The 17,109-nt window shown below is 35.4% G+C and carries 11 protein-coding genes; all 11 read left to right on the forward strand.

The features are described 5' to 3' along the window. Nucleotides 1–81 precede the first annotated feature (81 nt). Nucleotides 82–2,610, forward strand: a complete 2,529-nt coding sequence (locus EHE21_RS14175; protein ID WP_194951001.1) for a type VI secretion system Vgr family protein — start codon at nt 82–84, stop codon at nt 2,608–2,610. Further along, nucleotides 2,610–3,377 (forward strand): hypothetical protein, encoded by a 768-nt coding sequence (locus EHE21_RS14180; RefSeq protein ID WP_194951002.1) that lies wholly within the window; start codon nt 2,610–2,612, stop codon nt 3,375–3,377. Before EHE21_RS14175 ends, EHE21_RS14180 begins: the two co-directional genes overlap by 1 nt. 158 nt (nt 3,378–3,535) lie before the next feature. Beyond that, complete coding sequence (locus EHE21_RS14185) at nt 3,536–4,306, forward strand: hypothetical protein (RefSeq protein WP_194951003.1); 771 nt, start codon at nt 3,536–3,538, stop codon at nt 4,304–4,306. Nucleotides 4,307–4,466: 160 nt separating this feature from the next. After that, nucleotides 4,467–5,237, forward strand: a complete 771-nt coding sequence (locus EHE21_RS14190) for a hypothetical protein (protein WP_194951004.1) — start codon at nt 4,467–4,469, stop codon at nt 5,235–5,237. A 49-nt stretch (nt 5,238–5,286) separates the two neighbouring features. Beyond that, entirely contained in the window at nt 5,287–7,470 is a 2,184-nt protein-coding gene (locus tag EHE21_RS14195; RefSeq protein ID WP_194951005.1) for a hypothetical protein, read from the forward strand. A gap of 53 nt (nt 7,471–7,523) precedes the next feature. Next, nucleotides 7,524–8,261: a hypothetical protein gene (locus EHE21_RS14200; protein ID WP_194951006.1), complete on the forward strand. Its 738-nt coding sequence runs from the start codon at nt 7,524–7,526 to the stop codon at nt 8,259–8,261. 11 nt (nt 8,262–8,272) lie between these two features. Further along, nucleotides 8,273–10,423 carry a hypothetical protein gene (locus tag EHE21_RS14205; protein WP_194951007.1) on the forward strand — a complete coding sequence of 717 codons (2,151 nt, stop codon included), beginning with the start codon at nt 8,273–8,275 and terminating at the stop codon, nt 10,421–10,423. A 22-nt stretch (nt 10,424–10,445) separates the two neighbouring features. Next, nucleotides 10,446–10,700, forward strand: a complete 255-nt coding sequence (locus EHE21_RS14210; protein ID WP_166539674.1) for a PAAR domain-containing protein — start codon at nt 10,446–10,448, stop codon at nt 10,698–10,700. After that, nucleotides 10,701–12,098: a hypothetical protein gene (locus EHE21_RS14215; protein WP_194951008.1), complete on the forward strand. Its 1,398-nt coding sequence runs from the start codon at nt 10,701–10,703 to the stop codon at nt 12,096–12,098. Then, nucleotides 12,098–15,421 (forward strand): ImcF-related family protein, encoded by a 3,324-nt coding sequence (locus tag EHE21_RS14220; protein WP_194951009.1) that lies wholly within the window; start codon nt 12,098–12,100, stop codon nt 15,419–15,421. Before EHE21_RS14215 ends, EHE21_RS14220 begins: the two co-directional genes overlap by 1 nt. Before the next feature lie 45 nt (nt 15,422–15,466). After that, nucleotides 15,467–17,089, forward strand: coding sequence for a type VI secretion system protein TssA (gene tssA / locus EHE21_RS14225; protein WP_194951010.1), 1,623 nt, complete (start codon nt 15,467–15,469; stop codon nt 17,087–17,089). The last annotated feature ends 20 nt before the right edge of the window (nt 17,090–17,109 follow it).

The raw sequence follows: 17,109 nt of genomic DNA on the forward strand, positions 1-17,109 counted from the left end.
TCAATTAAAACTCCTTCACAAGGATAAACACCGAAAGTTTGTTAATAATAAACAAACGGGATGTGTTTATATAATTCAGCTATGAACTTAAAAAAAACAACTCAGACTCTACTTAATGGACAAAATCGCTATCATCTTAATGTACAAGGATGTGATGTTTTATTTGATGTAGAACACTTCACCGGACGCGAAGCAATAAGTGATACCTACCATTATCAAATTACCTTTACTTGCCAAGCTCAAGATTTACAGCCACAACAACTCTTGCGTCGTAGTGCAACCCTATCTTTTACACCGCCAATTAACAGTATTACCGCTTTGGCAACGCAAGAGCCTATCACCAAACAAGTTCATGGTGTTATCACACAATTTCGGCGTTTATCAGGATCTGTGGATGAAGCGCGTTATCAACTCGTTATTGAGCCTGTCTTTGCATTATTACGTCATCAAATCCGCTCTCATCGATTTTTTCTCAATCAATCTGTGCCCGATGTTGTAAGCCAAATTTTACGTGAACATAATTTTAAAGATTGGGAGTTTGAATTTACACTTAAAAATGAATATCCCAAACGCGAGCAAATTAATCAATACAATGAAAGTGATCGTCAATTTATAGAACGACTATTAAGTGAAGTCGGTATTTTTTACTCATTCTATTTGCAAGACCAAACACAAACTGAAGTTATCCATTTTGCCGATCGCCAAAGTGCTTATATCTTTGATAAAACATTACCTCTCAATAGCCCTTCCGGTATGAACGATAACCACCAAGAAAGTGTGTGGGGATTATCATTACACCATCAAGTTGTCGAGCAAAATGTATTAACAAAAGACTATAACCATCGACAAGCGCAAGACACATTATTATCTGCGGTTGCTGATATGACACGTGGTGAAGGTGATGAAATCCACTATGGTGAAGTTTATCATTACCAAGCAAGACATCTTACTCGTGGCGATAAACTCACACCTGAAGCAGAAACTGCTAACTTTTGGGCAAGACTCGATCATGAACGTTTTCTGACTCGACAAATGCGCTTAAAAGGCGAAAGTAATGCCGACTTTTTATCACCGCTCCAAGTGCTTTCTATCACTGATAACGCAATACCTTCATCATTACCGTCTGTGTTTCAATCACCTATTTTAATCACTCGCCTACGCTTTAGTGGTGGTCGGGAAAAAGCACTACAAGTACGATTTAATGCCATTCCTTACAGTGAAACACTATGCTGGCGTCCAGTTGTTAAACCTCGTCCAATTATTACAGGCACACTGACTGCGCGTATTACTAGTGCAAAAGATAACGATATTTACGCTCACCAAAATGAACACGGTTTTTATTGGGTAAAATTTGATGCCGACCGTGATGAAAAACCCATGGGCTATGAAAGTATGCCAGTACGCTTGGCAAAACCTTATGCGGGCGATACCTATGGGATGCATTTTCCGTTAATTCAAGGTACTGAAGTCGCTATCGCCTTTCATGAGGGCGACCCAGACCGACCTTATATCGCCCATGCATTGCATGATTCTCGCCATCCCGATCATGTAACGGATAGAAACAATACACGTAATGTTATTCGTACTCCTGCAAATAATAAGCTGCGAATGGAAGATAAACGCGGTGAAGAGCATATTAAACTCAGTACCGAATATGGGGGTAAATCTCAATTAAATTTAGGTCATATTGTCGATGCCAATCGTGATAAACGTGGTGAAGGTTTTGAGTTACGCACTGATAGTTGGGGAGCAATAAGAGCAGGTAAAGGATTGTTTATTAGTGCAGATAATCAAGCCAAAGCAGGTGGTGAAGTGCTGGCAATGGAGGAGGCGCAGTCACAACTCACTGCTGCATTAATAGAAATGCAAACTCTAACCAAAAGTGCAGAACATGCTAGTGCTCTCGCTTCTAATATCCAGCAACAGCAAGAAAGCCTAGAAAAAAAATTAATCCAATTAAAAAAATCAGTGCTCTTAGCCACTGCCCCTGACGGAATAGCACTAACCAGTGGCGATAATTTACAACTGTCGGCTGAAGAAAATCTCACTCTAACAGCAAGCCAACAAGTTGATATTGGTGCATTTAAAAAATTCACGTTAGCTGCTGGTGAAATGATGAGTTTTTTTTCCAGAATGGGAGCAAAAATTTTCACCAAAACTGGTGACATTGAAATTCAAGCACAAGATGGTCGGCTATCAACATGGTCTACACAAGATTCAATAATAAGTAGTGGTAAAAAAATGGTGTTATCAGCTCAAGAGGAACTACTCTTATCTTGTGGTGGTGGATATATACGAATTAAAGATGGTAATGTGGAAATTGGAGGACCTGGAAAGTTATTAATTAAAAATAATGGCATTCAAAAATTAGGTCCACAAAGTGTAGAAAGTGCCATGAAATCTTTTTCACCAGAAGAATTTAGTGAATGGTTCGTTATTAAAAACCCACTTTCGGGAGAACCGATTGCTAATCAGCGTTATCAAATTACATTACCTAGTGGCGAAATTATAAAAGGCATTTCTGACTCCGAAGGTAAAACAACTCGTATAAATTCTAATGCAATAAACGATATTCTAATTAAATTATTACCTTATGGAGAAAATGAATAATGCGATACAAGTTATCCTATTTTTTTATTTTACTCTTGTCTACATCGACACTTTCTGGCTGTTTATCATTAAAAGAAAAAGCCGCAATTAAAGCGGAAAAAGATAAGATTGAACAGCAACGTCAATTAGAAGAGTTACGAAAAACATTTAAGCCTCCAGTGGTTATTTACCGCATTGACGACCATCGATTTTTTACCCTCGAAGAATTTAATGAAAAACGCGAAGGCTATACGTTTTATAACAACACACAAACTCAAGCTCACTTTAAAGTGTATAACGGTTCGGCATGTAACTTTCGTGGACGACTAATTTGGGCTGCACAATCTGATGAGTATATTGCTTTTCCTGCTGTGGATAGTAATTGGGAAGGTTGTGCAGGACGTCGAGATGCCTGCCAAAGCTCGATTTTACGCTATTATAGAGGTGAGCTGATTCCACTAATTACTCCGGTGGGTAATAAAACACTTAATCCCGTTAATGAAATGAGAAAATTTACCCTTGTGGTGACAGATACCCATTTTTATATTGGAAAAAGCTACAGTTCTTCTCCTCAGAAAGAATCATTAAGTAACTTATCCTGGGATAAGTACCCTTACCCAACACTCGAAGAAGTAGAAAATAATGCATCGAAACCCCATACATTAGAAGCTCCCAATCCAGAAATGAAAACTCCTTCAGGACAAACTCAATTTGATTGCAGTGATCCCTCTATTTCCCCGATGTCAAAGTTAGGTGACTATGGGCGAGATTATAGAATTAAAAAATAGAGTTTCTTTTTTATATTCTTATTATTCATTGAAAAAACAAAAGGTAAAAATGTGCCCAAAAACACCCTCCATTTGTTAAAAAACAAAAAGTACCTTAACTAACCCACACAAAAATAACAGTAAAATAAAAACAATATAATGATTAATAAGGATAAGCCATGTTCGTTAAATTATTAAAATTACCTTTTATTGTTATTATTAGCACCACCTTACTTTCTGGCTGTTTATCATTAAAAGAAAAAGCCGCAATTAAAGCGGAAAAAGATAAGATTGAACAGCAACGTCAATTAGAAGAGTTACGAAAAACATTTAAGCCTCCGGTGATTATTTACCGTATTGATGACCATCGCTTTTTTACCCTCGAAGAATTTAATGAAAAACGCGAAGGCTATACGTTTTATAACAACACACAAACTCAAGCTCATTTTAAAGTGTATAACAGTTCAGCATGTAATTTTCATGGACGTTTAATTTGGGCGGCTACACAGGATGACTATATTGCTTTTCCAGCGACTGCCAGCAATTGGTATGGCTGCGCAGGACGTCGAGATGCCTGCCAAAGCTCGATTTTACGCTATTATAGAGGTGAGCTGGTTCCACTAATTACTCCGGTGGGTAATAAAACACTTAATCCCGTTAATGAAATGAGAAAATTTACCCTTGTGGTGACAGATACCCATTTTTATATTGGAAAAAGCTACAGTTCTTCTCCTCAGAAAGAATCATTAAGTAACTTATCTTGGGATAAGTACCCTTACCCAACACTCGAAGAAGTGGAAAATAATACATCGAAACCTCATACATTAGAAGCGCCCAATCCAGAAATGAAAACTCCTTCAGGGCAAACTCAATTTGATTGCAGTGACCCTTCTATTTCCCCAATGTCAAAGTTAGGTGACTATGGGCAAGATTATAGAATTAAAAAATAGAGTTTCTTTTTTATATTGTTATTATTCATTAAAAAATAAAAGGTAAAAAAATGAGCCAGAAAAATACCCTCCATTTATTAAAAAAACAAATGTGCATTAATTAAGCCACACAAAAACAACGGTAAAATAAAAACAGCATAATGATTAATAAGGATAAGCCATGTTCGTTAAATTATTAAAATTACCTTTTATTGTTATTATTAGCACCACCTTACTTTCTGGCTGTTTATCATTAAAAGAAAAAGCCGCAATTAAAGCGGAAAAAGATAAGATTGAACAGCAACGTCAATTAGAAGAGTTACGAAAAACATTTAAGCCTCCAGTGGTTATTTACCGCATTGACGACCATCGATTTTTTACCCTCGAAGAATTTAATGAAAAACGCGAAGGCTATACGTTTTATAACAACACACAAACTCAAGCTCACTTTAAAGTGTATAACGGTTCGGCATGTAACTTTCGTGGACGACTAATTTGGGCTGCACAATCTGATGAGTATATTGCTTTTCCTGCTGTGGATAGTAATTGGGAAGGTTGTGCAGGACGTCGAGATGCCTGCCAAAGCTCGATTCTACAGTACGTTAAAGGGAAATTCATGCCTGTAGTTATGCCTCTGGGCAATAAAACACTCAACCCAGTGAAAGAGACTGAATATTTTACCCTTGTGGTAACAGATAATCACTTTTATATCGGAAAAGGCTATGCTCCCCCTCCTCAAAAAGAACCATTAAGTGACTTATATTGGGAAAAATACTCTTATGATACAAATGAGGATATAAAAAATAGAATATCAAAGCCTTATGCGTTAGAAGCCCCTTCCTATGAAATAAAAACTCCATCAGGACAAACTCAATTTGATTGCAGTGATCCCTCTATTTCCCCAATGTCAAAGTTAGGTGACTATGGCGTAGATTATCAGTTAGTAAAATAAATTTATTTTAATACTCACCCTTCTCTATTCTATTTAAAAGATAAACGTGATGAGCCAAGATAATACAAAAACAACCCGGTGGTTAAAACCCAAAGAATGCCTTGATGGTACCCAAGAATGGAAATCAAGCACTCATGCTTCTGATATCGGTGGAGAAATTCATGTTAAACCCCATTTACCCGGTATTATTATTTTTGTTCATGGAGTTAACTCTGAAGGGGAATGGTATGAGGATGCCGAAGAATATTTATGTGAAGGACTCAATAAACGATTAAATCTCCCTGAAGAATTTAAATTAATACCTAATGAATATTATAAAAATGAATTTAAAGCTAATAAAAACAATATTGAAGATAGTCGATATTATAATGAATATAACTCACACGAAATAAAAAAATCAAATAACTCCCCTATTATTCGTTTTTATTGGGGATACCGCGCTAATGATAATGAAATAGGGAAATATAATATTCCATTAAAAAATAAAAAAGGAGATAGTCACCTTCGATTAAAAAAAAATATTATAACAAAACCAGATGATAATAAAAATTCAGAAGAAGAGGATTTTATTAAAGCAAGTTATCAAGAATACTCCACCTTATCTGTACCCAAAACAGATCATTATGACCCATACTTTCCACTAACTAGCGCTAAAGAAAAAAGTTTATTTATTTCTCAAAAATTATCTCAAAGATATGGTCCTTTCTATTGGAATGGTGGTCCTTTTCAAAATGGGACTAATCAATTATTCAGTTTATGGAGCGAATGCGGTTTCTCTGGAAGTGTAGCTGCTTTTATTGATTTGCAATGGTTTAATCCTGAATCAGATAGATTATTAACAGACAGTCCTCCACGCAATTACTATGCTCATGCCGTGGAAAGACTGTCGAAATTGATCGCAATAATCCGAGAGTATAATTCTCATGATACTATCAGTGTGATTTCCCATAGCCAAGGCACCATGATTGCCTTAGCCGCTTCTGCCATTGAAGCACCAGATGCACTTTTTGTGTTAAATTCTCCTTATGCTTTACATGATTACAAATTAAATGCTGTCTCTTATCCTCTTAGTGAACAAATTAATGCTGAACAACGAGAAGCTACCCTTCAGGCCATTATTAATAAGGTGGCTGAAAATAAAGATAAGCTTAAAAATCATCCCTGTGGGTATAAAGGCCTTGTTGTGGGGCTAAATGAGGAGGGAAAAAGTTGGTCACCTAAAGATAAAATTCGAAAAGTAAATGATAACAATGCGACCTCACAAGACAGCTCAGTTAAATTAACTGAAAATAATTTTATTCAAGAAAGAGATAACCATGGAAGAACCTATATTTATTGTAATCCTCATGATCGTGTGATGGGAGCGGGTCCCCTTCGTAGTATTGGCTGGAATGGTATTCCTAATATATTTAATTGCGAAACAAAACAATATTCTTTCTCACCATTTTTTACGAGCCAAGAAGAGTGTACGTTATATGTCCGTATATTAGGTAGAAACATGCCTTGCGGAGGCCCTCCAGATTCACCGACAGATGCCAATAAAAGTACTATTTTTTGTGATCACAAAAGCCGATATTGTGATGGAACCTCTTTTTGGGAAAATAATACTAAGCCCAAGCATTATTTGACATGGCCCAAACCCGATAAGAATACCAAAATTTATATTAATGGCCCCGAAGTACCTAACCCCATCCAAAGCAATGAAATGCTAGAATTTGATGAAACTTATACAAATGGTATTACTGATTTTGAAGCCGCAAGCGAAAACAAAGGATTATATGGCTATGGGTTTGGTCAAGTTCATCCGAAAAAAAATCAACCTATTGATGCTGACTATTATTATTTAATTGATTTTTATGATTATGATCGGATCCAAGTATCTTTAACTGATGAAGAGAAAAAAGCACGTGGCGATGATCCTAATCTTCATGCAGGTGAAAAAAATAATACTCATCGGTTCGAAACACTGAAAGAGAGTCGTGACCGGTTTCGTACTTATATACAACGAGGCACTGACCATAGTTCATTACCTAAAGATGAAAAGTTTTTAACGCGTGTTGTCGCTTATGATTTACCGATTGGTTATTGCGAAACAGGTAAATCTCCAGAAAAAATGAATAAATTAAGAAAGTTTGCTGATTGGCAGAGTGGTTTAGATGATTATATGGTAAGTGGAGAATTAACTCCTTTCGAGATGCCCGATATTATAAAAAACCCTTTAAATAAAAAATAATTTCCACTTAAATTAAAAACCTGAAATAAGCTAATAATTAATAAGGATAAACCATGTTAATTAATTTATTTAAATTACCTTTTATTTTTATTATTAGCACCACCTTACTTTCTGGCTGTTTATCATTAAAAGAAAAAGCCACTATAAAAATGCTAGAAGATGATTTAGTTCATCTACATTCAATTCTTGAAGAAGCTAAAAATCTGGCACCACCCAGTATTATTTATCGTATTGATGAACATCGTTTTTTTACACTAGAACAATATAACCAGAAACGAGGAGGAATGACTTACTACAACAATACACAAAAAGGTATTCATCAAAAAATTCTGGATTCGTCAGCTTGCCGCTATAAAGGCCGATTAATTTGGTCAACTGATAAAGATGATGCTTTCGCTTTTCCTTCCGTACTGAGTAGCCGATATAGTCAATGCGTTGGAACAAAATATGGATGCATCAATGTTATTTTAGTCACATTAAATGGAGGAAAAAAATTTGCTCCTACAAATGCCGGCTTTGGTATTACGACTTATGATCCTGAATATTACTCTGCTAATTTTGATATTATTGTCACATCAGATGGCTTCTATTTAGGTAAGTCTTCTTATAGACAACAAAATGATGAACTTGATTCCCCTTGGTGGCGTAAATTCTATTTTGATCCTTCCGACTCTAATTATATTCATGATGATGTAGGCGATAAGGAAACACCATCCATTACTTTAAAAACACCTTCTGAGCAAACTCGTTTTGATTGTAGTGACCCAGCTATTTATCCTATTTCAAAATAAAGGAAACTTTTATGAATAATGGTGATAATAAAGAGACTACTCGTTGGTTAAAAGAGAAAATGTGTCTTGATGGTTCTTACTATTGGCAATCTTGTACAAATGCAACAAATATCGGTGGAGAAATACATGTAAAACCTAATTTACCTGGGATAATTATTCTTGTTCATGGTGTTCATTCAGAAGGAGAATGGTATTCCACTGCGGAAGAAAATATATGTAATGGATTAAATGAAAGATTAAACTTAACCAATACACCTTATAAACTAACAGCTAATAAGTATTATCAACCCACTTTTATATTAGATGAAAATAACCTTGATGATAGCCATTATATCTATAAAAAACCTATAAGAGAGTTAATTGAATTAGGAAACTCCCCTATTATACGTTTTCATTGGGGATATCGCTCAGATGATGATAAATGGGATGACTATAAAATACCTTTAAAAAATATAGCGGGCGAAAGTTACCATCAATTAAAAAACGCAATAGTTAATCCAGAATATAGCTCTACCGATCAAAATAAATGGACATTAGAAGATAAAGAAAAATATCGTATTGCTGAAGAATATCAATCACTCTCATTTAAAAAACGTAAAATATTTATTTATGAAAAATTAAAAGATAAAGGTCCATTTTTATGGGAAGGTGGCCCATTCCAAAATGGTTGTAATCACCTTAAAAGCTTATGGAGTGAATATGGCTTTAGTAGCTGGCCTAAGCTATGGGCAACAATTCCTTTTCCTGCTCCATTTCCTATACCAGTTAATGTTCAAGCATTTAACCCTGAAACAGATACTTTACTTACGTCTTCACCATCTCGACAATATTTTGCTCATGCAGCAGGGCGGCTAGCCAAATTAATAGCGCAAATAAGAAAGAACAATAAAGATGACACCGTCACTGTGGTTTCTCATAGCCAAGGTACTATGATTGCACTAGCTGCTTGCGCAATTGAAGCTCCAGATGCACTATTTGTATTAAACTCACCTTATGCCATAGAAGATAAAACATTAAATACTTTTTCCTATCCTTTAAGTGAAAATATTGATAGGGATACAAGAATAGCAACGTTAAAAAAGATCATTGATAAAATTGCAGAAAATAAAAACAAACTCAAAAATAATAAAAATAATTTAATTGTTGGATTAACTGAACAAAGAAAAAATTGGACTCCTTTTAATACAGAGATAAGTAGAAAAATAAACGTAGAAACACCATCAAAAAAAATTAATAGTATAAAAATAGAGAATGGTGGCACAGTTCAAGAACGAGATAACCATGGAAATACTTATATTTATTGTAATCCTCATGATAGAGTCATGGGCTCATCTCCATTAGGATCAATTGGTTGGAGTGCTATTCCTAATATTACACAACATGGTCAAACACAGCCACATCCTATATTCTCCTCTTGTAAAACTCTATTTGTTCGCATGTTAGCACGCAATACACCTTGTGGAGAAAAACCCGACCCTCAAAATGGTATCTTTACTGTATTTACAGATAAAAATGGAAGGTTTAGAGATGGCTATCCATTTTGGGATAATAAAACAGCCATAATAGATAGTTTTGTATGGCCTGAACCTGAAAAAAATATGTTTCTAAATATTAATGCACCCGAAGTTCCTACTCCTATAAAGGATTATGAGCAAAAAAATTTCGATGTTGGTTTTTTAGATAGTGATGAGCCTCCTAAAAAATTTGGAGGTGTTATATATAAAAATAACCAATATGAACCTGTTACTAGAGAATATTATTATCTAAAATATTTATACTCTTATGAGAATCGGATCTTAGTTGAATTAACCGATAAAGAAAAAAATAAATTAAGGAAAGACCCTCTAGCTACACCCAATGAGAAAAATGTATCAAAAAGATATGAAACCATGGATGAAATGAGAATACGTATAAGAGATTATATTTGCCGCCCTAATGATCACGGTACTTTACCTCTAAATGTTCATTTACTACATCGAATCTTAGCCTTCGATTTACCTATTGGGCATTGTTCCCAAGCTAATAACCCGGAAATGATGGCTGAATTACGTCGCCAAGCAGACTGGTTGAGTAATGGTGGTGATGAATATGTGAAAACCGGAAAATTAGATCTTCCTGATATACCAGAAGAAATATCCAATCCCGATTTATCAAAAATTTAATAATTTATTTAGAGAAAATAAAATGAAAAATATCATTCGATTAGGTGATCCAACCTCTCATGGAGGACACGTAATATCATCGAGCTCTACTCTTATTATTAATGGAAAAAAAGCTACGCTTCTTTATGATATTGTCTCATGTCCTCTACATGGGGATAATCAAATCATTGAAAGTAGTTCACATTATAATGAGAATGGTAAAGGTATTGTGTTTGATGGTTGTAAAACACAATGTGGATCTATTGTTTATTCAAGTTGTAATGATATGGAAATATAAATGAAATATTGGATACCTCCTCACAATCCGCCACCTTGGGAAAAAAAACCATTCCCATTATTAACTTTAAGTAGCTTTATAATATTTATAAATATAGTTTATTTTTTAATTTTAAAATTTTCGTTAAAAATTGATTTTAGAAGCTATATTACGAGTGATGATGGATTTATATTATTTTCAATCATTTTTCTTTTTTCATTATTTTTAGTGTCTATTTATGTCTTATTTTGGGAGATAAAAAAAACACTATATATTTACTGGTGCTTTTGGCAAGCAGATTTATTGACTAAATGGATCAAATCCAAACAAGATAAATTATATTTAATCTATTCAAATATAATATCTCACAACTTAACAACCATTTCTGACTTCAATAACGAAAGTTTATTTGAGAAAGCAGAATCAAACAGTAAGTTAATAGATTTAGAAAGAGAAGATATTGTTGGTGAAGAAAGATTTTTTTATATTGTAAAACTCTTAACAAATAGTATTAAAGATATAGAAATCAGTAAAAAAGAAAAGTATTTTGTTATAATAAATAGTTTATTTGAACAGAGTGACTTTATAAAAGATAAAATAAAATATTTTCTAAATGGCTATCTAATTAATTATGAAATCATCTTTCAAGCCAAACCAAATTACGACAATCAATTTAATGTAATTAAAAATAAAAAATCAATCACACTTATTTTCTCAATAAATTATTATGCATTAAACACTAATGAAAAAAATGAATTTTCAAGTTTAATTATACTCTCCTCTAGTAAAGAAAAAGAATTTTTGACACTTTTTCATCCAATGCCATTTAAAATGGAAAATATAGATGAAAATATTAAAACAATGTCATTAATCCAACAACAACAGAATAAAGATATAAAACAAGTTAATTTCATTGATATTGAAAAGGAAAATTCAAATAATATCATATTGAAATTAAGAAGCGAAAACAGTTATCAATTATCTTTAGAAACCTATACTCAAGGTTACTTTTTTAATGAATATATAGATAATTATAAAGAATTATCTATATATCATTTATTGGCACTCATTTACTTATCAAAATTTAAAGATACTAGTCAGATTTTATTTTATAAATTAGATAAAAACTATTACTGCCAAACAATAGGAGTTCAAAAATCACACATTGACAATCATTACTTGAATATACCAAAACCATCATTTCCACTAGGTACGCTTCTGGTTAGTTTTTTTGCTCTTACTTCTGTCATTTTTAATAACATAATTGACCACATCGAATTTAACAGTGAAAGAATAATAATTACGTCAGCCTCCTTTCTTTTTACTATCATAATAATTAGTGTAATTAAAAAAATTTATATTAATTTTTACTGGAAAATTCATTTTTTAAAAACGCTTAACAAAAAATGGAATTTATAATGAAATCAAAAATAACACGCTATCTTTCACTCTTTGTCATTATTTCAATAATTTCATTAGCTACAATTGTGTTTTTATTTATTATTTTCAATAAAACATCCATAACAGCAACTCAATCGTACTTAATGATTGGTTCTGTTATTTTCTCTTTAGTTGTACTTTTTTTCCTTTCTCGTTACTTTAAACCCAATATAATTATGGATATTGAAGATAATGATAAAGAAAATAAATTAAATAAATTAAATGACAGAGTAAATGATTGGAATAAATATATAAAAGAAAATTACTCATTCACTTACAAGTCAAAATTATCAATCCAACTCCTCATCGGCACCTCGACTTCTATAGAAAAACTCACTCCTAATCTAACAACGGATATCTGGCAAGAAAACAATGGAACATTGCTTATCTATGGTGGCGATATCCATCAAAGTATTGATGAAAATTTAATTCAAGATTTAAAACAACTGCGCCGACGTCGTCCGCTCGATGCGGTTATTTGGGTGTCAGAGAATAACTTATCGCAACAACCGCTTGGTCATTCCTTATTTAATCACTTAAATCCGACCAATACAGATACAGCTAGCCGTTATTTCCACCAGCTATTTCGTCAATTACGCTGGCAAGCCCCCATTTGGCTTTGGAATATCAGTAATAACGGTGAAATAACAACAAATGAAGCCCCCACAGTCCTTTATTCAGCACCTTTAAAAGCGACGTCTGAAATACTTTCTAATGACTTAAAAACGCTTTTACCCGCATTAATGGAACAAGGCACACACGCTGTCTTGCATAACCCAACACACACTTACCTACTAGCATTAGCGCGTTTTCTTCAACATGAAGGATGTGAAAAACTCGCCAATAACTTGACTCCGCTTTTATCGGGTTATCACTCGTTGCCGTTCGCTGGCGTACTCTTTAGTACACCTATTTATGAGAATGTGTCTGTAACTTCATCAAAGAATAATCAGTGGACATCAAATCCCCATTGGAAAGCGTTAATTACCGCAAATTCACAACTGCCCTATCAGTTAAAAGCATCGCCTTTAGGTCTAAACTCCAAACGTATTTTGCAATATACCGTCGCAACTGCCATGACGCTGTGGGGAATTGGAATGGTAGTTTCTTATTTTATGAATCGCCAATTAATTACCCAAAGCCAGCAACAAGCGCAGTTAGCAACAGACAATCATCAATCTGAATTTGCCCGCCTACAGGCACAATATGGCTTACAACAAACACTCGGTTTATTAAGCTATCGAGAGAAAACTTCTGTTCCATTTTGGTTACGATTTGGATTAAGCAGTAATAACGCATTGCTTAGTCATCTATGGCCGGTTTATAGCCAATCCATGTTGCCGTTATTACGTGATTCAACCCAACAACATCTTGAAAATTATCTTCACGCGTTTATGCAATTTCCGCCTGAAAGTGCAGAACGAATTGAAGGCGCTCAATCCGCATATCAAGTCTTAAAAGCCTATTTGATGATGGGTGATCCTTCCCGTATTGACCCTGCATTCTTCACTGAAAGTGCATTAAGTATTTGGCCTGAATATAACGGATTAAAAGAGGGAGAATGGCAAACATTAGGAACGGAATTATTAACCTTCTATGCCTCTCAATTACCTTATCACAATGAATGGACAATCAAGCCTAATCGTACGTTAGTTGCCGGAAGCCGAACTATTCTTATTCGCCAAATTGGCCAACGTAATGGCGAGTCTGCGCTGTACCAAAAAATCTTACAACAAGCACAGCATAACTTTGCGGATATGACGTTAGATGATATGACTGGTGATACGGATGTCAGTTTCTTATTAAGTTCAGCAGATACGGTACCCGGTATTTTTACACGTAAAGCATGGGAAGAATCGATTGAACCGGCGATTAAAAAAGCCGTTCATGAGAGACGCGAAGAAATAGATTGGGTATTAAGTGACACACAAAAAGAGACCGATATTGATATCTCACCAGAAAAGCTCCAGCAAAATCTCACAGAACGCTATTTTAATGATTTTTCAGGCAGTTGGTTAAGCTTCCTCAATGGGTTGCAGTGGCGAGAAACACAAAGTCTCTCCGATACCATTGATCAACTCACTTTAATGAGCGACGTCAGACAATCCCCTATTATTGCCTTAATGAATACACTTTCTTATCAAGGTAAAACAGGTCGCCAACAAGAAAAACTAGCAGACTCTTTTGTTAACTCAGCCAAAGATTTATTAAACAAAGAACAACAACCGGTTATTAGTCAAAAAGCAGAATTCACCGGCCCTCTAGAGCCTGTTTTTGCGCCAATACTGGCCTTTACCGATCCTCAATCTTCAGCGCAAAACAGTGATGCGTTAAGCCTACAAGCCTACCTCACACGCGTGACTAGAGTTCGCTTAAAACTTCAACAAGTTGTTAATGCCCCCGATCCACAAGCCATGTCTCAAGCATTGGCTCGAAGTGTTTTTGAAGGAAAAACCGTCGATTTATCAGAAACTCGAGATTACGGCAGTTTGATTGCAGCAAGCTTTGGGCAAGAGTGGAATAGCTTTGGTGATACATTGCTTGTGCAACCCATGTCTCAAGCATGGCAACAGTTATTAGCGCCCACTTCGCAAGGTATTAACACTCAATGGCGAAATGCCGTTGTTAATGACTGGAATATGGCATTTGGTGGTCGCTATCCACTCAAAAATACGCAAAGTGAAATCTCATTACCTTTAATGGCGCAATATCTACGCCCTGATAATGGTCGTATTCAGCGCTTCCTTGAAACTCACCTTAACGGTGTTTTGCATAAAGAAGGTACACACTGGGTACCCGATACCACCAATGCACAAGGCTTAACCTTTAACCCTGAGTTCTTAAAAGCCTTAGATAAACTAAGCTACTTAGGGGATGTGGTTTTTGCGAATGGTGAAGCGCGTCTTTACTTTGAGTTACGCCCAGGTACATCACCTGACATTATGCAAACCCACCTAATGATAGATAAACAATCTCTTATCTATGATAACCAACAACCTCAATGGCAACGCTTTGTTTGGCCGGCAGATACCGTTGCCTCTGGTGCATCACTCAGTTGGATCACCACCAATACAGGTACACGTATTTATGGTGATTATCGCGGCGTCTGGGGCATTATTCGTTTATTGGAAGATGCCAAAATTGCCCCTTATGCCGGTAGCACCAGTAGTTACTCTGTCAGTTGGAAAACCTTAAATGGGCAATCGCTAAACTATACCTTAAGAACTGAAATGGGCGAGGGTCCAATCGTACTCTTGCAATTGCGCAATTTTGTTTTACCAGAAAAGATTTTTTTAGATTAAATAAAAATCACATTCTCTATTATCTCAAAAGGAAATACGCTCACTATGTCCTTATTGGATACCTTAATTTCATCATGTTTTGCTGATGATACAAACAAAGTGCAACAACTTGCTCAACAACAAATCGCTTTATGGGATCGTTGGTTATTACCGATTACCCCTAATCAACCTGTGGGTGATGATCCCAGTTATGAAGATGACTTTGAGCGAATGAAAGAAGAAGTCAACAAACTCTCTGGCGCTGATACTGAACTGATTTGTTTACTTGCTGAAAAATTACTGCTCAATTCCTGCAAAGATGTGCGCGTGGTGACTTATTATATTTGGGCACGCTTACACAAAGAAGGTGAACACGGACTTGCCGATTCTTTAGGGCTTTTAAGTGGGTTGCTTATTCGCTATCACGACACGCTATTACCTAGCCGAGCCACGAGTAGAAAATCTGCTTTAGAGTGGTTATCAGGGCAACGCGTTTTAGATAGCTTATCGCTTTATCCTGAAGTCGATCATCATGAGTTTTCTCGTATTATCGCCTTATTAGCCACTATTGAAGCGGAGCTTGAAACATGGAATGAAGCTGAAAGACCACAGCTTGCAGGATTACATCAAGCACTCGAAAAACGCCTTGCTCAATCTGGTGGCACAAGCTCATTAGTACCACAAAATATCAGCAAAAATGAATCCACTTATAACTCGGCTTCAACGTCTTCTTCTTTATCACAAAGCACACCAATAGAAACAATACAGTCAGGTCGTGAATTATTAGATCAATCTAAAATGCTTGCTAACTACTTACGCAATCAACCTAGCGGCTGGTTAGCAGGACATAGATTAATGAAAGTAGTGAGATGGGATACGCTTCATCAACTTCCCCCACAAGATCAGCAAGGTTGTACTCGCCTTTCCCCGCCAAGAACTGACGCCAGAGCACAGCTTAAACGTCTCTATTTACAACAAAGTTGGGGTGAACTTGCAGAACAAGCTGATAAGCTTTTTGCAGAAGGTGTTAACCATTTTTGGTTAGATGTGCAATGGTATCTCTATCAAGCACTCAGTAAATCACCTGCTCCTTGGAATGCATGGTCTGACATTATAAAAAACGATTTAAAACAGTTTCTTACCCGCCTTCCTGATTTAGAAAAATTATCATGGGAAGACGGTACGCCCTTTGCCGATGAAGTGACATTAAGTTGGATAAAACAACATGTTATGGAAGAAAACTTTGATGCTATGCAAGGGTTATCAAATAGTTACTCTCACCAATCTGAAGATGAACCGATATTGGCATTAGAAACTGAGGCTATCACACAAGCGGATAATGAAGGTATAGAGGTTGCACTAAAATGGCTACAACACCGTCCTGATATCAGCACTTCAAGACAAAAATGGTTATTAAACCTCGTTATGGCGCGAGTAGCAGAACAATTTGCTCGTCACGATCTGGCATTAAACTTATTACGAGAACTCGATAAAAAAGCGCTTTCAATGTCATTAACACAATGGGAGCCTAACTATATTTTTGAAGTGAAAGCACGACAACTTCATCTTTACCGAGCAAAAATCCAACGTAACACCTCAGATAAACCCCACATAGAACAACAAATGGAACTGTTACTCAGTGAATTAACCGCTATCGATCCCGTTCGCTCTGCGATTTTATATTCTTAATCTTTTACTCGACAAATCAA

The organism is Proteus sp. GOKU, assembly GCF_015475555.1.
In the GTDB taxonomy this organism is placed as follows: Bacteria; Pseudomonadota; Gammaproteobacteria; order Enterobacterales; family Enterobacteriaceae; genus Proteus; species Proteus mirabilis_B.